Here is a 23,880-nt window from a genome sequence, read left to right as displayed (position 1 = left end):
ATGTACTCATACGAACAACGAAAGAAAGCCGTGGAATTATATTTCCAGTATGATCACAGTTTGAAGGCAGTTCAAGTAAAACTGGGATTTCCGAACAGTCTTACTTCTTTAAAGAATTGGGTAAAGGAGTTCAATCAAGAAGACGACCTTCATAAAAAGCGAATTGGATCCCTCAAATACTCAGATGAGCAACGCAGAACAGCTGTTGAGTATTATCTTGAACACGGGAAGAATGTTTATCGGACTTGTCGTATTCTTGGATACCCCAGTCATCCACTCCTTACGCAATGGATCATAGAGGATCTTCCTCAGGAACAACATAATTGCCGCAAGGGTTCGCCTTTGGTAAAATGTAGCCATAAAGAAAAGGAAGCGGCAGTTCTTGAAATGTGTTGCAGCCCATCTTCGGTTCAAAGCATTGCGGATGAACTCGGAGTAAGTAGAGCTGCGTTATATGACTGGAAAAGCCGTTTTCTCCGCAAAGGAGACGAACATTCAATGGCGAAGAAAAGAAAGTCTGTTGACACAAATAAAAGCATTGAGGAGCTAACTTCCGAGCGTAATGAACTCAATTCTCAGGTTGACGAATTGAAACAACAGATCTACCGACTTCAGCTAGAAAAAGATGTTCTGGAAAAGGCTGCTGAAATAATAAAAAAAGACCAGGGTATCAATCTAAGAAAACTGACAAATAAGGAAAAAGCCATAGTGATTGATGCCCTCAGAGGAAAGTATACAGTTAAGGAATTATTGTCAGTATTCCGTATGGCAAAGAGCATCTATTGTTATCAAGCAAACGCATTGAGAAAACCTGATAAATACGAGAAGACACGAGAATCAATACGGAAATCTTTTTCTAATTCTAAAGGCGCATATGGATATAGGCGAATTCATTGTGAGATCACTATGGATGGATCAGTTATTTCAGAAAAAGTCATTCGTCGACTCATGAAGGAAGAAAAGCTTGTTGTGATCAGCGTTCGAAAAAAGAAGTATAATTCATACATGGGTGAAATCAGTCCGGCGGTAGCGAATGAAATAAATAGAGATTTTAAAGCTGAAAAGCCGAATGAAAAGTGGCTGACTGATATCACAGAATTTAACATTCCGGCAGGCAAGGTATATCTTTCTCCTATCATTGATTGTTTTGATGGTCTTCCTGTTTCGTGGACAATCGGCACGCATCCGGATGCTGATTTGGTCAATACTATGCTTGATACTGCAATCAGTACATTGAAAGATGATGAAAAGCCAATTGTGCATAGCGACAGGGGTGCACACTACCGTTGGCCAGGGTGGATTGATAGAATGAAAAAAGCTGGATTAACAAGATCCATGTCCAAAAAGGGTTGCTCTCCTGATAATTCAGCGTGCGAAGGTTTTTTCGGACGATTAAAAAATGAAATTTTTTATGGCAAATGCTGGGACGGTGTATCGATAGACCAATCCATAAAAATTCTCGATGAGTATATTCATTGGTATGCTGAAAAAAGAATCAAGATTTCACTTGGTGGACTTAGCCCTATTCAGTACAGAATGAGTCTAGGTATAATAGCTGCATGATTTGGAGGATTAAATCATTGGAACAAAATAAAGAGAACTGGTTTGAGAAATCAGAAACATTCAAAGAAATGAATAGACTCATGGATTTAGAAAACCCTTTTTCGGACGAAGTGAGTACTGATGAATTTGTTGCAGATTTTATGCGTCCAGATAGGACCTTTGAATCTGAAGCAGATGAGCTTAAGCATCTCAGATCAGCTCAGGCTGTTCTGAGGGATGAGCTTCTAGCGACCTATGATTTTTGGGATAAAAAAGGTTTACTAAAGGCTTATAAAGAATACCGTGATGAAGAATAACGGGGTGAGACGGTCCAAGTTTTCGTCCGCACCCCCAAGGGCTTGCAAAAAACATTTTGGAGAGCAGGTAATTAAATATGAATATATCATATAAAGATGATTTACATAAGCACTGGTTAGTAATAGCGACAGTAGTCTTGTCGATAATAGGATTTATTATGAGAGTTATTTGCTGTTTTTGGGGGGCTCCTTTGCAGTTGCATCCGGATGAACCAGCAATAGTAGACTGGGCTATAGAAATGATTAAGAGACATTCTTGGGAAGCTCATTTTTATGATAGGCCTGATCATTTTGAGATGAAGTTTAATGCAATAATATTTACATTATATTCTTGGTTGAGGTATAAGAAGCCTGCATACGAAGCATTTGATGAGCATAAAATGGATTTTTATATTCTGGCTAGATTATTCACTACAATATTCGGAACTGCTTTGATTTCGCTTGTTGGAGTTTATTCCCAAAAAATATTCGGATTCTTGAAGGGACAGAATGATAGAATCGTGAGCATTATAGCCATGGTATTGATTACGTTTTCTCCGATTTTTGTTCAGCACTCAGCTTACGCTACGCCGGATATGGTATTGACTTTTTTTTTGGTTCTATTTGCGTTCGGTTTTCAAACTTATATTGATAGTGGAAGTAAAAAGTTTCTTTATCTTGATATTACTATTATTGGAATCGGGATAACAATAAAGTATCCGGCAGCTTTTTTATGTATTCCACTTGCACTTATGGTAATATATCGAGCGCTGTTAATTGATAAGAAACCTTTAGATATTCTAAAATATGCGGCGATAAGCATTGGCTTGATTATTTTGACGGTATTCGTTATAGCACCCAATCTTATTACGGATTTTGTAACTGTTTATAGAAATATTATGGAGGAAGCAAGACCGAATCATCTTGGGGCAGATGGGCTTGGGTTTGGAGGTAATTTCAAATTCTACTTTGATACCATTAAGGATAATTTGGGAAGATTAAGCATGATTCCGTTTGTTTTGGGAATTATATGCATTATAGGATATAAAAAACGTAGCTGTATGTCGTTAATGATTGGTTTGATATTCTGGATCTGTATGAGTGCCCTTTCTTTGCATTGGCTTAGATGGGGGATTCCTATGTACCCTTTTTACATCATCATAGCTTCATTTGGAGGAGTTGGCACGATAGAGTTTGTGGGTGAATGTATTACTGCAAATAAATGGTTCAGTTTTGTAGGTAGGACTTTAGTCATTGCCTTTATCGGTTTACTTATAGTTAACGCTATTTTTTCAGGTGTATGTATCACGATATGTAGTTCACTTATGGATATCAGAAGGGTAGCAATGAAGTATTGTAAAGAGAACGATATTACAGTAGACAACAGTATATATGAGGTATATACTCCATTGGCACCGGGATATGGTGGTGGCTCTTGTGTGAATTTATTTTTTTTGGCAGATAACGTAGCAAAAGTGAAGATAGAGCATGCTTCTAAAAAATATTTTGTCATGAGTAATTCTTTCAAAGATCGTTATTTGGCAGAGAAAGATATTTATGTTAATGAGAGTGCCATATATAATGCCATTGAATCTACATATGAGATTATTTATAGAGAAGGTGGAAAAAGTAATTATGTAGTAAATAAGAATATTTTTCTGAATATTGAGAATTCTATAAGATATTTAGTTGGAAATAAAGTGACAACTGGGGATATTATTACGGTTTATGATCTTAAACCAGTTAGTTTGACTATACAAAACATGGATGGCTATTATGTTTCAGCTCCAAACGAAGATACCGGTACTTTTCTTCAATTATCGCCAGATACATATTCATGGGTTCTGTATAATGATAACAACATTTTTTCTTTTTTATCATCACAATCAGGAAATGCATTAGATGTTACAGGAGCAATATTTGAACCTGGAATAAATATTGAATTGTGTGAACCAACAGGAGATGCCCAACAGCAATGGAGAATTGAAACAGATGGTGAATGGAATTATCTCGTTACCAATGGTGAAATGGCATTATCGTTTAACGGAGATAAGGTTGTTCTTGAGGATTACACACAAGCTGATAATCAGAAATTGTTTTTTAAATACCAGGCCTGAACGGTGACATTGGCCGACGGCAGATTGTGGGAGGCGGTAACTGCTGATTTATTTTAGGCAGATAACGCTTCCCAATCGTGCGGCACAATTACTGAATATTCCGGACGGTTTTACACCGTGAATCCGGACTAGGAAACCGCTGATTCCGGAAAATAGGAAACCGACATCCTGGAGTTGGAAACCGCGATTCCGTCGATACAGAACTTATAATGAAATTATGTGTTAATGACGTAAATTCATTATAAGGAGCAAATGTTACTATACAAACAGATAAGGATGTACAGCAAACTGTCTTAGATGAGTTCGATAAAGTGGGATATTCTGATTACAAAATAAGGGTTTATAAATGTAATATGATGCATGAAAGAATTTTTATTATTAAGGATTTTCTAATTGTTATTGGAAAGGGCATTAATTTTATGAGTGGAGATTGAGATTTGACGGCTGAAAGTTTTATTACAATTTCCAATATTACTTTTGATGCAAGTAGTACTATAATAAAACGTTTAAGATGACAATTTAGGACTTGAATAAAATATTTATATTTTAAATGTCTAAGTATTCTTTATATATTTAAAATGTTGGAGGTAACCATAAATGGAACATCATGATATTGACCCATATACATTGCCAAGGGATAAACAGGCAATATATATAAATGAACCCTGGCTAGTGGATAAGACTTTGTTGGAACTTCCGATACATCCGGAACCGGAAGAGGAGAAAGATAACATACGAGTATATGTTCCACTAGATATAAACAAGGAAGCAATATTGCGAAGACTTGACAGGGTGATTGTGCAGTATGGTGAAGCCAATGAGTATAATGAATCGGAGTTTTCGGTTGATGTGGATAGGTTGGTTTCACAGGTGGAAATCTATGATCAGATTTGGAGTATTCGGTATGTGCCGGAGGAGGGAAAGCATAGTGCAGAGGCGGTAGAACTCGTTAAAGAGTTCGTTGAAAGACTTAGGGATATTCCGGATGGCTGTGCAGAGTGTTTTCCGTTTGAGACTATAGATGAGTTGTCTAGGGAGTATCTTGATCAGAGGTGATTTGAATGACTGAGCTTTTTGCATCAAATCCGCTCTCGGTTGTTGATTCTAATCGAGTATTATACACAGCCAGCCCCTTTGCCAGAAGTTCGTTGTTTCATCTGCAGGAAATCGGTGAGCTTAAGGCATTGCATCAGCATCAATCTTCCCGTTCCAACTTACAATCTTTTCTGTTTTTTACGGTTATCTCCGGCTCCGGAGTGTTGAGTTATGAAGGACAGAAGTATGAGTTAAAACCATCGGATTGTGTCTTTATTGATTGTGAAAAATCATACATACATCAAACGGATGAGAATGAGTTATGGACGCTTCGTTGGATACACTTTTATGGGCCGGCGTTGCCATCTATCTATCAGAAGTATTGTGAACGTGGGGGACGTCCGGTTTTTCAGCCCTCTATAGATGATAAGTTGAAAGCTATCATTGAAGAACATCTTGCTTTAATGAATATAGTGAAGTCAGATGATTACATGCGGGATATGTTGATAAACCAGCACTTATCTGCGCTTCTGACTATTATCATGTCTGAGTCCTGGCATCCGGAAGACCAGGAGGAAATGCCCAAGAAGAGGTCGGTGCTTTTACCCATCAAGGAGTATCTGGATGCCAACTATGCTCTAAAGATTTCTTTGGATGATTTGGCTGAACGGTTCTTTATTAACAAATTCTATTTATCAAAATCATTCAAAGAGCAGTACGGAGTTAGTGTGAACAACTATTTATTGTCCGTACGCATCACAAAAGCAAAACAGCTTCTCAGATTTTCTGATAAGCCTATAGAACAGATTGGGTTAGAGTGCGGCTTGGGCCAGGCACATTATTTCAGTTCGAAATTTAAGGAAATAGAAGGCGTTCCGCCAAGTGTATATCGAGAGCAGTGGTGAGCTACTGCTCTCGATTATATTTTTTATAAAAATCATCAAAACAAAAAGCCAAGATTTTGTAAGTGGAAGCCAAGATTTTGAATTCGAATTTATGATGACTTCGCTTATAATGCGCATATTATAAAGAATCTCAGCATGGATGGTCAAAGATTATCTATGCTCGGATTAAGTAAATATATTACAAAGAGTATTAGTCCCAGGAAGGAATTGATAGCATGAAGAAAGCATTGATAACCGGAGTGACCGGACAGGACGGATCATATCTGTCAGAATTTTTGATTGAGAAAGGCTACGATGTCCATGGAATTATTCGTAGATCTTCTGTGGACTTCAGAGAGCGTATTGCTCATTTGGAAGGACATCCCCAGTTTCACCTGCATTTCGGAGATCTTTCCGATACAAGTTCTCTAGTAAAGGTCATCGGAATGGTGAGACCGGATGAGATTTATAACCTTGCAGCCCAGAGTCATGTACAGGTAAGCTTTGATTCTCCTGAGTTTACGGCAGATATCGATGCTACTGGAGTGCTGAGAGTACTGGAAGCTGTTAGAATCACAGGACTGGCAAGTACATGTCGTATATATCAGGCCTCAACATCAGAGCTTTACGGTAAGGTTGAGGAGGTACCTCAGAATGAGAATACTCCATTTCATCCATATTCACCTTACGCTGTCGCTAAGCAGTATGGTTTCTGGATTACAAAGGAGTATCGTGAGGCGTATAACATGTTTTGCTGTTCCGGTATCCTTTTCAACCACGAGTCCGAGAGACGTGGCGAGACATTCGTAACCAGAAAGATAACTCTTGCAGCATCTCGTATTGCTCAGGGCAAGCAGGATAAGCTCTATCTTGGAAACCTTGATTCGCTTCGTGACTGGGGATATGCAAAGGATTACGTTGAGTGTATGTGGCTGATACTCCAGAATGATAAGCCGGAAGATTTCGTAATTGCAACCGGTGTACAGCACAGTGTACGTGAGTTTACACAGCTTGCATTCCATCATGCGGGTATCGAGCTTGAGTTTACAGGTTCCGGCATGGACGAGAAGGGCATTGATAAGGCTACAGGAAAGGTAGTTGTTGAAGTATCCCCGGATTTCTACAGACCGACTGATGTTGTCAACCTTTGGGGTGATCCTTCCAAGGCGAAGAGAGAACTTGGCTGGAATCCTACGAAGACAAGCTTTGAGGAGCTCGTTAAGATCATGGTCGACTATGACATGAAGAAGGTTGCTGTTGAGAGAGCTGAAGAGCACATTAGGACCAACCTCGCAGAGTACCTTGAGAAGGGTGTTGTTAAGTAAATAGATTTGAAAGAAGGTAAAATCATTATGATGCCTGAACAGTATAGAGCCAAACAGGCTCCTATGGCTAAGGATGCAAAGATTTATGTCGCAGGTCATCGCGGCATGGTGGGTTCTGCTATCGTAAGAGAGTTACAGAGACAGGGTTATACAAACATTATTACAAGAACGCATAAAGAACTTGATCTGACCAGACAGGATCAGGTTGAAGCATTCTTCGAGGCTGAGAAGCCGGAGTACGTGTTCCTTGCGGCTGCTAAGGTTGGCGGTATCATCGCAAATCAGGAGCATTTGGCTGATTTTATGTATGAAAACATGATACTTGAGATGAACGTGGTTCATTCAGCATGGCAGAACGGATGCAAGAAATTGGAGTTCCTCGGTTCATCCTGCATTTATCCTCGCATGGCGCCTCAGCCTATGCCGGAGTCTTGCCTCCTGACATCTGAACTTGAGAAGACTAATGAGGCGTATGCTCTTGCCAAGATTTCCGGACTTAAGTATTGCGAGTTTCTAAACAAGCAGTATGGTACAGATTACATTTCTGTAATGCCTACAAATCTTTATGGACCGAATGACAACTATCATCCGACACACAGTCATGTTCTGCCGGCTTTGATCCGTCGTTTTCATGAAGCTAAGGTAAATGGTCTTACAGAGGTAACCTGCTGGGGAGATGGGTCACCACTTCGTGAATTCCTATATGTTGATGATCTTGCTAATCTTTGTGTATTTCTTATGAATAACTATAGTGGTGATGAAACGGTTAATGCAGGTACCGGTAAGGAATTGACTATAAAAGAGCTTACTGAACGTGTGGCAAAGATTATCGGTTATACCGGGGAGATAAAGTGGGATACAACCAAGCCAAACGGAACTCCAAGAAAGCTTCTGGATGTAAGCAAGAGTAAGGCAATGGGATGGGAACCTAAATACAGTCTTGATGAAGGCATTAGGTTGTCCTATGAGGATTTCCTCAATAATCCTATGAGAGCTGAGAGATAAAATCGGTGTAATGTAACTCTAATAGACAATATGTAATGACCTCCTCTTTGTAGCAACGTGGATTTACCTGTATACTAAAGTTGATAAGACAATGGTAACAGGGATTACCGCATACAAAGGGAGGTCACATAATGAATAATACCACAGTTTACGTAGGAATGGATGTACACAAGGAAAGTTTTACTCTCTGCGCTTACTTGATTGAAACAGAAAAAGCAGCTTACATAAGGCGTACACCGGCTGATTACAAGGAAATTCTCAAGTATCTGGAATTTCTCAGAACAATCTACGGAAATGATACTAACTTTATATGCGGTTATGAAGCCGGATGTCTCGGCTATACGTTATATCATCAGCTAACAGACCGTAACGTTAGCTGTGTGATACTTGCTCCAACCACTATGCTTGAAACACGTAGTGGTAAAAGAATAAAAACTGATAAGCGTGACGCTGCACTGATTGGTAAATGTCTTGCTCAACACAACTACAGTCCTGTTCATGTCCCCACTGCTACAGATGAAGAAACAAAAGAGTTTCTTCGGATGAGGGATGATCATAAGCTTGCGCTCAAAAAAGTGAAACAGCAGATTCTTTCATTTTGCCTTCGTCATAACTATCGCTATGATGGAAAAAGTCATTGGACAATAGCTCATTTAAAATGGCTTAAATCACTTAGACCTGAGGCTCTATATAAAGAGATCCTCGATGAATACCTGCTGACCTATACAACCTTAAGTGACAAGCTTGACCGTTTGGATAGGCGAATAGAAGAACTCGCTTCCAAAGACGAGTACAAGGAGTCTGTGAAAAAACTTTGCTGTTTCATCGGAGTTCAAACTCATACAGCATTATCTGTATTGGTTGAAGTAGGTGATTTCAAACGTTTTGCAACGGCTGACAAGTTTGCTTCATATCTTGGTCTTGTACCAGGCGAAGATTCCAGTGGTGATGAAAAAACAAGGCTTGGGATCACAAAAGCCGGAAATCGTCATGTGAGGCAATTACTCACGGAATCATCACAGACATACAGCAGAGGGCAAATTGGTCATAAATCAAAAGCACTTAAAGCACGTCAGGCTGGCAATCTGCCTCAGGTCATTGCATATGCTGATAAAGCTAATGAAAGACTGAGACGTAAGTACTACAAAATGGTTCTTGGGAAAAGCAAGAAACACAACGTCGCTAAAACTGCAATAGCAAGAGAACTTGCCTGCTTCATGTGGGGCATGATGACTGATAAAATAGCATGATCTGGTATAACATCATGTCTCCGATATCAAGGCCAAGCCGCCGAGGGCGGTGCTTCGCAGCCTTGACATCTTCACCCTGCTGTTATAGTGGGTGGTTAAGCAGATGTAAGATGGCTTGTGCCATTTACATCTGCCCATTAACAAGCAACAACTGAAGACATCTTGAAAGGGCTTCGGCCATTTCAAGGTTCGAGCTATCTACGAGTAAACTATGTCGGCACAGAGCAATCTGTGATCCACGCTATTAGACGGTAGAGCTCACGGCGGACCATTGACCTGTCGGTAACCAATCCACGTATATCAGAGTGGCCAATGCCGGGAACTGATACCCCGAGGCTCTTTCAAGATGCCTTCAGATACAATTAAATAAGTTTGTGGTGATCCCTGTCATTTTTCGCTTGACAAGAGGTCATTACATATCAGTTTACCAGTGGCAACTATTATGCAATAGCTTACATATAGTGCTCCTGGTTTTTGAAAGCTCTAAATATTTAAGAAAAATATCGTAAGTCAATGGTTAATGGGCTGCTGTGAGGAAGAGATGACTTACAGTGGCTCGTTTTGTTTATTAATAAAGGCGCTCAGTGGATGTGCTTGTGGATTTCATTTGGGGTCATCAGAAGTATCACAACAAAATGTTCTTCACTGGAATCATGGCAACTGAGTGGTCAAAAAAAGAGGTAATGTGTATGAATATAGTTCTTTTATCTGGTGGTTCAGGAAAGCGTTTGTGGCCACTGTCAAATGATGTTCGCTCTAAGCAGTTTATTAAGATATTCAAGGATGAAAAAAATGAGGGCGAGTATGTCTCTATGGCCCAGAGAATGTACAGGTCTATCAGGAAGATCGATACAGATGCCAAGGTTACAGTAGCAACCTCCAAGAGTCAGGTGTCAGAAATCCATAATCAGTTGGGTGAAGATGTAGGTGTGTCCATCGAGCCTTGCAGAAGAGATACGTTTCCGGCTATCGCATTGGCAACAGCTTATCTTCATGACGTAGCAGGTGTGGGTGAGAATGAGGCAGTTGTTGTCTGTCCGGTGGATCCTTACGTTGAAGATGATTATTTTGCTGCTTTGAAGAAGTTGGCTGAACTTGCAGAGGAAGGAGCGGCTAATCTTACGCTTCTTGGTATGGAGCCGACATATCCTTCTGAGAAGTATGGATATATCATTCCTGAAACTAAAGATAATGTGTCAAAGGTTGCTAGCTTTAAGGAGAAACCGGAGCTGGAGACGGCAAAAGAGTACCTGAAGCAAGGGGCGCTTTGGAATGGTGGGATATTTGCTTATAAGCTTGGCTATGTTCTCAAACGTGCTCATGAGCTGATTAAATTTGATGATTATTATGATCTTTATCAACATTACGATGAGTGCACGAAGATCAGTTTCGACTACGCTGTCGTCGAGAAAGAGGCTGACATTCAGGTGCTCCGTTTCAATGGTCTCTGGAAGGATCTCGGAACATGGAATACCCTCACTGAAGCTATGAGCGAAAACATTGTCGGAAAAGGTGAGATGAATGAAACATGTGAAAACGTACACATTGTAAATGACCTTGATGTACCTGTTTTGGCAATGGGCCTCAAGGATGTGGTTATATCCGCTTCTCCAGAAGGAATTCTGGTATCCGATAAAGCTCAGAGTTCTTACATTAAGCCTTTCGTAGATAAGTACGAGCAGCCAATCATGTTTGCTGAGAAATCATGGGGATCATATCTGGTTCTCGATGTTGAAAAGGAATCTATGACAATCAAGGTGACTTTACATAAAAGCCACTCTATGAATTATCATAGTCACCAAAATAGAGATGAGGTGTGGACTATTATTTCCGGTAACGGTAGAACTGTAGTAGACGGAATGGTGCAGAACGTTAAGGCCGGAGATGTCGTTACTATGCAGGCAGGCTGCCGTCACACAATAATCGCTGATTCTGAGCTGCAGCTTATCGAAATCCAGCTTGGAAAGGAGATCAGCGTACATGACAAGAAGAAGTACAAGCTCGAGATTTGAGGAAAAGGATGAGGTTACTGCATGTGGGTGTGGTTTTGAGAACAGCAGTGCGGATAAGCAGGGTAGTGCGACCGAGAATAGAGGCGAAAGCAGACAGGACAGTGTGGTCAAAAAGGATAGTATGATCGATCAGAGAAGTATGGTGGGATACGACAGCTTTGCCTTTGGAAATAAGCCGTTCCTGTTGTCGCCGGCCGGTAAAGATTATCTTTGGGGTGGACAGCGTCTTAATGATGAGTACGCAAAGAACATCAATCTTTCTCCTCTGGCAGAGACTTGGGAGTGTTCTACTCATCCTGATGGTCCTAGTGTGGTTGCATCTGGTGAGTATGAAGGAATGACTTTGGCAGAGGTGCTGAAGGCTCATCCCGAGTTTTTGGGAACACATCCGATATCTGTCATAGGCGAAGGAATCCCGATTCTTGTAAAGCTTATCGATGCGAAGAATGACTTGTCTGTGCAGGTTCACCCTTCGGATGAATATGCCAAAGAACACGAGAATGGCCAGCTTGGCAAGACTGAGATGTGGTATGTGGTCGATGCTGAACCCGGCGCTGAGCTTGTTTATGGTTTTAAGAATGAGGTAACGAAGGAGCAGGTAAGGGCAAGCATAGCTGACGGAAGTATTGAAAAATACATGCACACTGTTCCGGTTCACAAAGGTGATATGTTTTACATTGAATCCGGAACGGTTCACGCCATCGGTGGAGGTATCCTGATCGCTGAAATCCAGGAGAGCAGTAACCTGACATACAGACTTTATGATTATAACCGTATCGACAAGAACGGAAGGCTTAGAGAACTTCATATCGAGAAGGCTCTTGATGTGATGAATTATAGCTCATCTGCAGAACCGCGTCAGCCTATGAGAAAGCTGCAGTATAAACCAGGTAGTGCGTATGAACTTCTGAGCCGTTGCAAGTATTTCCAGGTTGAGAGAATGTTGGTCAACACAGAACGAATCAAGACTATGGCGGAGTTTCAAAGTAGTGATACGTCATTTGAAGTGTTACTCTGTATCGATGGTTGTGGAGTAATGTTCGGTGAAGATGTCAGCATTAACATATTCAGAGGCGACTGCATCTTTGTTCCGGCGAATAGTGAGAAACTGAAGATTCATGGGAAAGCGGAATTTTTGAGGATCAGTTGCTGATATAGTTTTTTCAAATATATATGTTTAGCTGATTAAAGGATTAATGCGGCAAGTGGCATTTCTAATGGATTTGTAAAGTGGTTTCCGCTTGAAGCTATAGATGAAATATCGCGTAATGTCTTGGTTAGTGTATGACAGCTGAAAGAATGTTATGGATTATAACATTCTTTCCGCCTGTCTTTTTGAAAATAGTGAATATTATTCAAGCATCAATGAAATATATTGCAAAAAACATGACGATGAATTAAACTGATTATACTTTTACAGAAAACAATATATGTTATTTAGAATAACGCGAGAGGATATATACAGTATGAAGACATTATCACAGGAAAAGCTTGCAGAGCTTGTAAGCTCTAAGCGTAAAGAGAAGAAGATGACACAGCAGCAGCTTGCTGATGCAACAGGTATAAATCGTGCCATGTTCAGTCATATTGAATCTATGGAGTATGTTCCTTCCATACAGCAGCTTGAAAAGATTGCTTCTGTTTTGGGATTTGACCCTACTGAAGTATTCTTGGATTATGATGGAACCATGACCTTTGAGTCGAAATCGCCTATGAATATTGCAGTGGCCGGTACCGGTTATGTTGGTCTTTCCATTGCTACATTACTTGCCCAGCATAATCATGTTACGGCAGTAGACATTATCCCGGAGAAGGTTGAACTTATAAATAAAAGAAAATCACCGATCCAGGATGAGTACATAGAGAAGTATCTTACCGAGAAGGAGCTTGATCTTACGGCGACTCTTGATGGAGAGGTAGCTTACAAGGATGCAGATTTTGTAATCATTGCGGCACCTACAAATTATGATGCAAAGAAGAACTATTTCGATACAAGCGCTGTTGAAGCTGTAATTGAACTTGTACTCAAGGTGAATCCTAAGGCCATCATGGTAATCAAATCAACGATTCCGGTTGGATATACAGAGTCGGTGAGAAAGAAGTATAACACCGAAAACATTATCTTCAGTCCTGAATTCCTTCGTGAGTCAAAGGCTCTTTATGATAATTTGTATCCTTCAAGAATCATAGTTGGAACTGATAAGGATAATGAACGACTTGTTGAGGCGGCGCATACTTTTGCGGCACTTCTTCAGGAGGGCGCAATTAAAAAGGGCATCAGCACTCTTTTTATGGGTTTAACGGAAGCTGAGGCTGTAAAGCTTTTTGCCAACACTTATCTTGCGCTTCGTGTATCTTACTTTAACGAGCTTGATACCTATGCGGAGTCAAAGGGACTGAATACCAAAGACATTATCGATGGTGTAAGTCTGGATCCGCGAATAGGAACACATTACAATAATCCTTCATTCGGTTATGGCGGATACTGTCTGCCAAAGGATACAAAGCAGCTTCTTGCGAACTATAAGGATGTTCCGGAGAATCTGATTGAGGCAATCGTTGAGTCCAACAGAACCCGTAAGGATTTCATTGCGGACCGAGTTTTGGAAATCGCAGGATTTTATTCATATTCATCTAACGAGTATGATCCTTCGCAGGAAGAAAAGCAGAAAGATACATTTATCGGAGTATATAGACTTACAATGAAATCTAACTCCGATAATTTCCGTCAATCATCGATTCAGGGAATCATGAAGAGAATAAAAGCAAAAGGTGCAGAGGTTATCATATATGAACCAACATTGCCGGATGGGTCTACATTCTTTGGAAGCGAAGTGGTTAATGACCTTGAGAAGTTTAAGAGCATGAGTCATGCTATTATTGCAAATAGATATAATTCATGTTTGGATGATGTAAAGGAAAAGGTTTATACGAGGGATTTGTTCCAGAGGGATTAAAGTAAGGGGGCATATCCCATTACAATTTTACAAAACCATAATGTGAATTTTCCATAGGATCAACTCGCGGAGTAAACATTATAAAAACCACGGATTCGCATCAAATGTGAACTTCCAAAACTTTTGTGCAACTAACGATGGATTGTAAACAACCAAACGGTCAAAACCCCTTGAAAATACTGGAATAATCCGCATTTTGAGGTTGAAAAGATGCGGATTTTTTGTTATTGTGAATTTCCTGAAGGATTAACTCACGGCTAAAAAAATATCGAAAAAACCACGGATTTACACCGAAAAACCTGGATTTTGGCATGAATCCGTGGCAGAATTACAGAGAGTTAAATAACGCTCTATAAAGGAGGCAGATATGTTCCTGAAAAAGCTTGTTTCGATACCAAAAGATGAGAAGGGGATTTCGAAGAAAACCATCGATGGTATAACTTACGTTTATTACACATACGAGAGACACTATGACCCTAAGAAGAAATATACTGTTGGAAGTCTGACATCCATAGGTAAGTGTGAAAGCCGCGAAAGCGACATGATGTATCCCAACACAAACTACCTCAAGTACTTTCCGGATGCAGATATCCCTGAGACTAAGAACATATCCGATAGAAGCGGTGTATTAAAGGTCGGACCATATCTTGCTATAAAGAAGGTAGCTGATGATTATCACCTCGACGATATGCTGGCCGATATCATAGGGGACGATGCCGGCCTTTTTCTGGATCTTGCCGCGTATAGCATAATAGCTGAGAACAACGCTAATCAGTATTATCCTGACTATGCATTTGATCATCCTTTGTTTACCAAAGCGATGAGGATATACAGTGATTCAAAAGTGAGCGATTTTATCAATGGCATCAGTCAGTCACAGGCTGTAGAGTTTCTGAACCAGTGGAATCTGCAGCATGATCACAGACAGAAGATCTATATATCCTACGATTCAACAAACAAGAATTGTGATGCCGGGGACATTGACCTTGTGGAATACGGCCATGCAAAGGATGACCAGGGTAAGCCTATAGTTAATTATGCTGTAGCTTATGACTGCGATAATTCATTACCTCTATTTTATGAGGATTATCCCGGAAGCATCACTGATATCGCGCAGCTTCAGGTAATGCTCGAAAAGGCAAAGGGATATGGATACAGGAATGTCGGCTTCATTCTTGACCGTGGATACTTCAGCGAAGAGAACATCCACTACATGGACAAGTGCGGGTATGAGTTCGTGATAATGGTCAAAGGGATGAAGAAGTTCGTAAACGAACTGATCCTGTCGAGAAAAGGTCTGTTCGAAAACAGAAGGGAAAACATTATCCGTGAGTATCAGGTAAGTGGCATAACAGTGAAGAGAAAGCTGTATGCTTCAGATACGAAGGACCGATACTTCCATATTTATTACAGCGACAGGAAGAAAAGCGCTGAAAGAGAAAACTTCGAGGATAAAATCGATAAACTGGCGGCATTCCTGAAGAAGCATGAGCATGAGAAGATACCTCTCGGAAAGGAACTGGAGAAATACTTTGATCTCATATACAGCAAGAAGGGTGAACCGGATGAAAAGTTCATGTTCGCCAAAGAGAAATATGAAGAGATAAACAAAGTGATTGACCTTTGCGGATACTTCGTCATTATCACATCCGAGAAAATGACTGCAAAGGGAGCCTTGGAATTGTATAAAGGCAGAGATGTTTCGGAGAAGCTTTTCTGTCAGGATAAGTCCTACCTGGGAGATAAGAGCTTCAGGGTACACTCTACGGAATCTATACATGCAAAGATTTTCATAGAGTTTGTGGCGCTAATCATCAGAAACAAGCTTTATAGGATGCTGAAGGACTACAAGATAGAAACTGAAAGCAAGCAGAATTATTTCTCGGTTCCGGCTGCAATCAGAGAACTCAGCAAGGTGGAAATGATAAGGCAGGCTGATGGTGACTATAGGCTTGACCATGCGGTAACAGCCACATGTAAAACCCTGTTCAAGGCGTTTGGAATCAACGATGCAAAGATCAAATCCGGTGTAAGAGAGATCACCGCACGTTTAAAATACTCTGAGGAAGCATAAAGAAAATGAAACGAGGAAGGAAACCGGCATCATCGATAGACGAACGGGTTGAGAAACAGAAACTGATCGTGCTTAAGGATAAAGAAAAGATGGACAAGGACATAGCGATCCTTGACGATCTCATGAAAAAACAGGAGGAGCTCCGGAACAAGAAGCTCCTCGGCGCTATAACTAAGAGTAATAAGAGTTTTGAGGAAATAATGGACTTCTTGACGGAGAATTCGGATGGGGAAAAAGAGGAGAGTTAAAAGGGCAGGAAATTCACAATTCATAGGGATAAGTTGGATTGAAATGGCATTGAATTGTTTGTAAGGTTATTATGATAAGGCATTAACCTTATGCAAATATGAAATATAAATGATAGTGAACATTTTTGAGAGTAGGCGGAGTGTTAGCAAATGGCCAGACCTAAGAAACGACCACATTATGATCCGGATAAGATCATGAAGAATCTGTTGGATGCGGTATCTGAATCATATGATGAAACCGAGGAGCTGAAACAGACGGCAGCTGAATTTGATATGTCGCCTTTGAAGATCCGAAAGCTGCTTATTACATCCGGAGCATATAGCAATGAAATATCAAAGGTAGTAAACGATCTGCGTGCCGCCGGGAAGAGTATAGCGGATATTCAAGAGCTTACGGGCCTTAAGAAATCATCTGTAAACGGATATCTGCCGTATACGAAGTCGATATATAAGGCGGAAGAATTGTCGATGAATGCGGAGCGAATTAATGTATATCGAAGCAGGCAGCAGGCGGTTAGGGATCTGATGGAGCGTATGAACGAATATGCTCTTTGGGATGTGGTTGTGGCATTTCAAAAGTATCCTTTCCATACAATTACAGGACTGCCTTTTACGTATGAGTTAAAGAAAGGACGGAATGGGGATTATAATAGGGAACTGATTATAGACAGAAGAAGTGGGAGTAAGACTATTGTTTGGAGCTCTGTGATGAGGGCATTTGAAAAGGCAGTTGAATTACGGGGTGAGATTGTTTCGCGACCCAAGGCGCTGGGGGATATAAGGGGTGTGTTGTATATTTATCCGATGCTGTATCGGTTTGGGGTTATAGAAGCGGAGAAAATGCTGGAAGAAATGAAGATTAAGAGACCATTGCCGAGGAAAGAATAGGGGGTAGTTGACATGAATTCTCATGTCATATAGGAAAGAGATATACTATAACTATGTGATGATAGACATTGTCATTTCTTTTAAGGAAGCGGTTGTTTTATCTTTGGTATATGAGACAGTAAAACATTGGAACCGTGTATCGGGAATTTTTTATAAACTTTTATTCTAGAACAACGAAAATAAATAACTGATACTTTAAATAATCTGTGGTATAATAGTTTTATCATGTAAACCCGAGGTGGCTATTATGCCAAGAAAAGCAACTGCAATAATCCTTAGAGACGGAGATTACGAATACCTTCGTTCATTAATCAAACAACGTACAATACAGGCTCAAGTAGTTATTCGTGCTCACATTCTGTTGGACAGAGCTAATAGCGTACCCATCCGTGATATCGCAAGAATTTACGACATAAGTACTGCAACAGTACAGCTTTGTGTATCAAAGTATCTTAGCGATGGTACTGACAGCGCTCTTTTTGATAATCAACGTAAAGGTCGTCCTGTTGAGATTACCGATGATGCAGTTGCATGGATCATCGATGTTGCCTGCCAAAGACCTGCGGATCTTGGTTATTCTCAGGAACTTTGGACACTGAAAAAGTTACATCAACATATACAGAACAACGCTGAAGCTGCAGGATATCCAAGATTGAAAACAATCACAAAACCAATGGTTCAGAAAATCCTGAAGCGATCAGATATCAAGCCATTCAAAATCAAGTATTATTGTGAAAAACGTGATCCTGATTTTGAAGCAAAAAAGCATGATGTATTGCTTGCATATAAACAAGTCAGCATGCAGTTTAACGAAGATGGAAACATCATAATACCGGAGAGCGGCATCATGGTTCACACCGTATCATGCGATGAAAAGCCGGGAATACAGGCCATTGCAACAACAGGTGATGATCTTCGTCCTACAGCACAAAATGGCTGCGTGATGCGAGATGCTGAATATAAGCGCCTTGGAACACTTTCGCTCCTTGCCGGAATTGATCTTCTTACAGGAGAAGCAATACCCTATGTCAGCGAAACCCACAAGAGTTCTGATTTCATTGAACTCTTGAAGAAACTGGACGCTCGATATCCTGAAGGAGATGTCATCCGTATTGTTTGCGACAATCACTCTGCACACAAATCAAAAGAGACAAGAAATTATCTTGCAACAAGACCGGAAGGTCGTTTTGTTTTTGTGTTTACACCTAAGCATGGATCATGGCTTAACATGATAGAAAGTTTCTTCAGTAAGATGATCAAGCAAATGCTTAGAGGTATTCGTGTAAAATCCAAGGAAGAACTTGAGCAGCGTATCTACCTCTATTTCGAAGAAGTAAATCGTGAACCTGTAGTTTATCATTGGACATACAAAATGGATGAAATCAGTGTTGTTGAGGCAGAGTCAGCTGGAATTAAATCCAATGATTCATTAAGTGTCAGTTAATTATTATTCGATGTACTAGCGGAATAATTGAAGGACATATTGAGTACTATAGTCTAATATCTTTCTAAGGTATTCACAATAATAGATTATTTTACTACACTACCGAGTCATATAAAGTAGACTATTTTACTCTACTAACGAAGGAGACCAACTATGAAAATTCAACCCTGAATTAGCAAAAAATTCTTTTTAACTATCGATGGTAAAAAAGGGTAACCTTAACAAGGCTCCCAAGAGGGCGCTTTTAAACAAATCTATCGATATGGTATACAGACCCTTTAGTCTAGTTTAAATTCCAAGTCGTATGTCATCATTTTCCAGATGACTCTGACGAGCTTGCCGGCACAATGTCCAAGGGCATTGTAATGAGTCCGGCCTTCCGCCATCTTGGCGTCAATGGAGAAGCGAATGAGGCAAATGAGTCGGAATTTTCGGTGGATGTGAACATGCTGGTTGCTCAGGTGGAAATCTATGATCAGATTTGGTACATTCGACATATGCCGGACAGAGGAAAACATAGTGTGGAGGCAATTGAGCTTGTCAAAGAGTTTATTAAAAAACTTGAGGATATTCCTGATAGATGTGCAGAGAGTTTTCTTTTTGAATTAATTAATGAATTGAGGAGAGAGTATTTATAGGTGGAGGGACAGATTTGGTACTGTTGTCATTAGTACGAATGTAAAAAACTTAAAGAGTGATAAAAACGAGTATGGATGATATATGGCTTATTGTAACATAGGATAATGGTATTGATGAGAGGTGATAAAAAATGGACTTGTGGCAACAACATCATGATATTTTAAAATATAACTGATATAATTAAAAAAAGGAAACACGGTTTATATTGGAGTATCGAATTATTATGGAGGATAGATATGCTAAGTTGGGATGAAATTTTATGTGACACCCGTATAAGGCCATCAAGTGTAAATAATACCGGAAGTAGAATTGTACGTAACCAATTTGAAGCAGATTATGATAGAATTGTGGGTTCATCATCTGTACGTCGATTACAAGACAAGGCTCAGGTATATCCTCTTCAGGAGAATGATTTTACACGTACAAGATTGACACACTCTATTGAGGTGTCTGCATTAGCGCGTTCATTGGGAAAGGGTGTTGGTGAGTGGTTGGTAAAAGAAAAACCAGATGTATTTAATCTGGAAATGGTTGATAAGCTTGCTGCTATTTTGCAAACTGCGGGACTTGTACATGATTTGGGAAATCCACCTTTTGGGCATTATGGAGAATCAGTTATTAGGGAATGGTTTGAAAGAAATTTTTATTCATTGGATGCAAAGTTTGGCGTTTACTTAGATAAACCAGAATTAAAGGAAACACTTAGGGATTATAGATATTTTGATGGGAATGTTCAAAATTTCAGAATTCTTACGAAATTGCAAATGATGAATGATCAATACGGAGCTAATTTTACATATGGTACACTATCTTCAATAATTAAATATCCATGGTCATCGTCTTTGTGTAACAGGGAGAAATCTAAATATGGTTATTTTGTGTCAGAGGCAGATTTATATAACAAAATTAGGGTTAAAATTGGATTAAAGGAAAATCAGAGGAATCCAATTACATATTTGTTAGAGGCTGCAGATGATATAATTTATATTTTGGATGATATAGAAGATGGTGTTAAGAAAGGTTATATTGATTGGAACCGAGAATATGAAAATATAAAAGATAAATGTAATAATGGAAAGAAAAAACATATTTTTGATAAAATTGATGCCTTGAGATCTAAACACAATCTGGATTTAGAAAAAAATAAGGACGATGGAGTAGTTAGAAGCTTCAGAAATTATTCACAAAGCTATTTATTTGAAGTGGCATTGGGGAATTTTATTGATAATTATGACGCGATTATGACAGGAACCTTTGAGGGAGAATTATTAGATAGAGAAAACGATTTCATTAAGGAAATAAAAAAGGTCACTAGAGATTATTGCTATAATTGCCATGAAGTGTTGGCGTTAGAAGCTATGAGCCACATAGTGTTAAGCAAATTATTGGATATTTTTATTGGGACATTTTTAGCAGCAGACAGAAAAGAATTAGCAGATACTAGGACATATACAGGAAAAATTTATAGATTGATTTCACCTAATTATAGGTATATTTCCAGATTTAACTATGAAACTAACGAGGAGTCGTTGGTTGATATTGAGAAAATATCTGATGAATCTTTGATTAGATTATCAGTGGATTTTATAGTGGGTATGACTGATAGTTATGCTATGAAAATGTACAAAGAATTAACGGGTATTAAGCTACCTAGTTGATGTTATTAATTGTGGTTATTTATAGAGGACGAATTATGGGTTTTGGAGTTGTAAAGAGTCTTTCTAAGGTAATTGGAGATGAATTATATGATGAGCTATGTGATATTGGAAATCTATATCTGATTGGTGGTAGTTTGCGGGATTTCAAGAGACATAAAAATTTTGATTTTTCACGAGATATCGATGTTGTTATCGATGTAAGAAATGAAAAAAAATGGGAAAACTTTATTGCAGAAAATGGACATCAACAAAACAAGTTTGGAGGATATAAGATTAGGCTATCTAAAACTAAAATAGATATCTGGCAGATTGATAAAACGTGGGCTTATGTTAATAAGAAAATAGCATGTGATAAGAGTTGCTATGTTTCTAATCTGAAGAAAACTGTCTTTTTTAATATAGATGCGATTCTTTATGATATAACTCAAAAACGTTTCTATGATTATGTTTATAAAAAAGCCATAGAACATAATTTGTTAGATATAGTGTTGGAGGATAATCCAGAAATAGATTTAAATATTTCACGGGCTATAGTTTTAAAGAATCAGTATTCTTTAAGGTATTCAGATAGTTTAATAAAGTTTATAAAGAAGCATGGGCGTAATGATGAGGAGTACTATAAAAAAATATATAATATAATCAAAAAGAGATATAATGGCGAGATAATAAAGAAAGAACAAGTTCAATTAGAAATACAATCTATTTTTGATAGTGATGATAAATAGCGAGATATAACATATTGCTAGACACGGAAATTCGAAATTTTCGGGATTTTGGTAATGTATCGATCTCAGTGTGGACTTCATCGACAGAAATGATGTCAGTAAGCGGCAACCTGTCGAGTTTGACATATCGGTCAAAAATGTCGAGGACATGTGTGTCTGAAGAATTGAATCGTCGTGCGATGGAAGCGGCTGTCTCATCAAGATCTCGAAATGCTTGAACGATCATCATGTCTGAAGCATTTGTCTTTCTGCGATTCTTATCCACAAATTTGAAGGATTCGGCGAGATCATACCGACAATCCTTATTTGTGCATCGCCATCTGCGTTGCTTTAGTTCGAGGGAAAGAGAATAGCCGTCTTGGAAAATAGGGTGGCTGATGTTACGTACCTTCGTGCCTCGGGAATGCATGCGGTAACCGCACTGAGGACAAAAGGTAGCGGAAGGTTTTGTCTCCAGCGTGAGGATTTTTATTTGGCCCTCGACCCTGGTGGATGTGATGGAAATGTTTGGATCTTCAAGATCCAATAAGTCTGCTATACTGATCATAATACCTCCTTGCAGAATAATGTTGTAGCAGACTTATTCAGATATTGCTACCGTGTAGTGCGCCCAGCTAAGGGTGCTTCACATAGTGGGCAGGAAACGCCCACCTGATAAGTCGTAAGCCACGACATCAGAAGCGAGTTTTGCGTGGCGTGCGGTAACGTATACTGCGAAGCGTAAACAGTATGGCTGTAGGGGCAATATACAGCATCGAAAGACAATTGAAATCGGAGGACGACGCGGTTACACGCGCGGAAGTCAATACACTGTCTGTCGTTATTGGCGAGATATGCAGTGCTCTGGCGGTGTCGGCGAGATCTGCCCATGCAGTACAAAAGTGAAGTGTTAACTGGGGAGAGCCTATGTGTTCCGTCTCGAGTGTGTCGAGACGGTATACCGAGTGACCCAAAAGGGAGCGAGGTAGAAGATACATAGGCAGTCGGAGGTCCGAATATTACCTATGAATCCGTGAACATGATAAGCGGTGGAGGGAAGTCGAGAGGAGCTGTCCTCACAGCTCTGACCTGCGAGACAATATCAAAGAGGAAACATTTGCTACACACAGAGGTAGACTTCTCCGTACACAGAGACGGAAGAAAGAAGGGTAAACAAATGGCAACGAAATTGGAGAGAATAGCGGAACTATCTTCGCAAAATCCCAAAATAGTATTCACATCAATCGGACATCTGATAGACGTGAACTTCCTTAAGGAATGCCACATGAAAATGGACGGGGATAAGGCCGTTGGAATCGATGGGATAACCAAAGAGGAATATGGGCTTTAACTTAACGAAAATTTGGTTGACTTGGTAGACAGACTCAAAAGAAAGGCATATAAACCAAAACCTGCGATGCGTGTGGAAATTCCTAAGGACAATGGTAAAACAAGACCTTTAAGCATTTACTGCTACGAGGATAAGTTGGTACAGGAGGCATTAAGACGTATTCTTGAAGCGGTATTTGAGCCCATGTTTTATGATGAGATGATGGACTTCAGACCGAACAGAAGCTGTCATTTAACGAGATACTGGTTGGTTATTATCATTACTACGGGATTACGGATAACTCACGGAGTATTAAATCGTTTGGCTACGAGGTGATGAAGAGCCTGTTCTATTGGCTTAACAGACGTAGTCAGAAAAGAAGTTATAAATGGGCCGATTTTCTGAAGATGATTAACTTCACACATCCTTTAGCTAAAGCGAGAATATACGTGAGCATCTACGCGTGAAAGTA

General features: G+C 39.7%; 21 protein-coding genes. 20 read left to right on the top strand and 1 reads right to left on the bottom strand.

Going from position 1 to position 23,880, the window contains the following annotated elements:
• The 18 genes from T357_RS0112750 to T357_RS0112665 all read left to right on the top strand — a co-directional run bounded on the left by T357_RS0112750 (window position 1) and on the right by T357_RS0112665 (window position 22,099).
• Window positions 1-1,563: an IS3 family transposase gene (locus tag T357_RS0112750; RefSeq protein ID WP_031553279.1), complete on the top strand. Its 1,563-nt coding sequence runs from the start codon at window positions 1-3 to the stop codon at window positions 1,561-1,563.
• A gap of 17 nt (window positions 1,564-1,580) precedes the next feature.
• The gene (locus tag T357_RS0112745) at window positions 1,581-1,859 is read left to right on the top strand and encodes a hypothetical protein (protein WP_031553276.1); all 279 of its coding nucleotides are present in this window, start codon (window positions 1,581-1,583) and stop codon (window positions 1,857-1,859) included.
• Between the two features lie 77 nt (window positions 1,860-1,936).
• Complete coding sequence (locus T357_RS0112740; RefSeq protein ID WP_031553273.1) at window positions 1,937-3,955, top strand: glycosyltransferase family 39 protein; 2,019 nt, start codon at window positions 1,937-1,939, stop codon at window positions 3,953-3,955.
• Window positions 3,956-4,552: 597 nt separating this feature from the next.
• Complete coding sequence (locus tag T357_RS0112735; RefSeq protein ID WP_049962412.1) at window positions 4,553-5,011, top strand: hypothetical protein; 459 nt, start codon at window positions 4,553-4,555, stop codon at window positions 5,009-5,011.
• Between the two features lie 5 nt (window positions 5,012-5,016).
• Entirely contained in the window at window positions 5,017-5,895 is an 879-nt protein-coding gene (locus T357_RS0112730) for an AraC family transcriptional regulator (RefSeq protein ID WP_031553268.1), read from the top strand.
• Between the two features lie 215 nt (window positions 5,896-6,110).
• A complete protein-coding gene (gene gmd / locus T357_RS0112725; protein ID WP_044916929.1) occupies window positions 6,111-7,199 on the top strand; it encodes a GDP-mannose 4,6-dehydratase in 1,089 nt (362 codons plus the stop codon).
• Between the two features lie 63 nt (window positions 7,200-7,262).
• Window positions 7,263-8,204, top strand: coding sequence for a GDP-L-fucose synthase family protein (locus T357_RS0112720; RefSeq protein ID WP_031553262.1), 942 nt, complete (start codon window positions 7,263-7,265; stop codon window positions 8,202-8,204).
• 131 nt (window positions 8,205-8,335) lie between these two features.
• Window positions 8,336-9,454, top strand: coding sequence for an IS110 family RNA-guided transposase (locus T357_RS0112715; RefSeq protein WP_081828166.1), 1,119 nt, complete (start codon window positions 8,336-8,338; stop codon window positions 9,452-9,454).
• A 689-nt stretch (window positions 9,455-10,143) separates the two neighbouring features.
• Window positions 10,144-11,466, top strand: coding sequence for a sugar phosphate nucleotidyltransferase (locus T357_RS0112710; protein ID WP_031553257.1), 1,323 nt, complete (start codon window positions 10,144-10,146; stop codon window positions 11,464-11,466).
• Complete coding sequence (locus T357_RS0112705) at window positions 11,435-12,619, top strand: type I phosphomannose isomerase catalytic subunit (protein WP_242840109.1); 1,185 nt, start codon at window positions 11,435-11,437, stop codon at window positions 12,617-12,619. Before T357_RS0112710 ends, T357_RS0112705 begins: the two co-directional genes overlap by 32 nt.
• Window positions 12,620-12,932: 313 nt before the next feature.
• A complete protein-coding gene (locus tag T357_RS0112700; protein WP_031553251.1) occupies window positions 12,933-14,423 on the top strand; it encodes a nucleotide sugar dehydrogenase in 1,491 nt (496 codons plus the stop codon).
• 367 nt (window positions 14,424-14,790) lie between these two features.
• Window positions 14,791-16,497: an IS1634 family transposase gene (locus T357_RS0112695; RefSeq protein ID WP_031553248.1), complete on the top strand. Its 1,707-nt coding sequence runs from the start codon at window positions 14,791-14,793 to the stop codon at window positions 16,495-16,497.
• 5 nt (window positions 16,498-16,502) lie between these two features.
• Window positions 16,503-16,745 (top strand): hypothetical protein, encoded by a 243-nt coding sequence (locus T357_RS0112690; RefSeq protein WP_031553247.1) that lies wholly within the window; start codon window positions 16,503-16,505, stop codon window positions 16,743-16,745.
• 150 nt (window positions 16,746-16,895) lie between these two features.
• A complete protein-coding gene (locus T357_RS0112685; RefSeq protein ID WP_031553245.1) occupies window positions 16,896-17,633 on the top strand; it encodes a hypothetical protein in 738 nt (245 codons plus the stop codon).
• Window positions 17,634-17,880: 247 nt separating this feature from the next.
• Window positions 17,881-19,077 carry an IS630 family transposase gene (locus tag T357_RS0112680; RefSeq protein ID WP_031553243.1) on the top strand — a complete coding sequence of 399 codons (1,197 nt, stop codon included), beginning with the start codon at window positions 17,881-17,883 and terminating at the stop codon, window positions 19,075-19,077.
• Between the two features lie 446 nt (window positions 19,078-19,523).
• The gene (locus T357_RS21470) at window positions 19,524-19,715 is read left to right on the top strand and encodes a hypothetical protein (RefSeq protein ID WP_197027348.1); all 192 of its coding nucleotides are present in this window, start codon (window positions 19,524-19,526) and stop codon (window positions 19,713-19,715) included.
• Window positions 19,716-19,952: 237 nt separating this feature from the next.
• Complete coding sequence (dgt, locus tag T357_RS0112670) at window positions 19,953-21,374, top strand: dGTP triphosphohydrolase (RefSeq protein WP_031553237.1); 1,422 nt, start codon at window positions 19,953-19,955, stop codon at window positions 21,372-21,374.
• A 35-nt stretch (window positions 21,375-21,409) separates the two neighbouring features.
• Window positions 21,410-22,099, top strand: coding sequence for a hypothetical protein (locus tag T357_RS0112665; protein ID WP_049962411.1), 690 nt, complete (start codon window positions 21,410-21,412; stop codon window positions 22,097-22,099).
• Here T357_RS0112665 and T357_RS0112660 read toward each other — a convergent pair.
• A complete protein-coding gene (locus T357_RS0112660; protein ID WP_031553232.1) occupies window positions 22,074-22,646 on the bottom strand; it encodes a transposase family protein in 573 nt (190 codons plus the stop codon). The genes T357_RS0112665 and T357_RS0112660 overlap by 26 nt on opposite strands.
• Window positions 22,647-23,255: 609 nt before the next feature.
• Between T357_RS0112660 and T357_RS21790 the strand changes: the two genes are divergently transcribed.
• A complete protein-coding gene (locus tag T357_RS21790) occupies window positions 23,256-23,429 on the top strand; it encodes a hypothetical protein (protein ID WP_242840108.1) in 174 nt (57 codons plus the stop codon).
• Between the two features lie 72 nt (window positions 23,430-23,501).
• Window positions 23,502-23,744: a reverse transcriptase domain-containing protein gene (locus tag T357_RS21785; protein WP_242840107.1), complete on the top strand. Its 243-nt coding sequence runs from the start codon at window positions 23,502-23,504 to the stop codon at window positions 23,742-23,744.
• Window positions 23,745-23,880 lie beyond the last annotated feature (136 nt).

The organism is Oribacterium sp. FC2011 (assembly GCF_000701645.1).
Taxonomy (GTDB): Bacteria; Bacillota; Clostridia; order Lachnospirales; family Lachnospiraceae; genus Oribacterium.
Note: the sequence above shows the minus strand (reverse complement) of the source record. Positions and strands in the feature narration are given on the sequence as shown.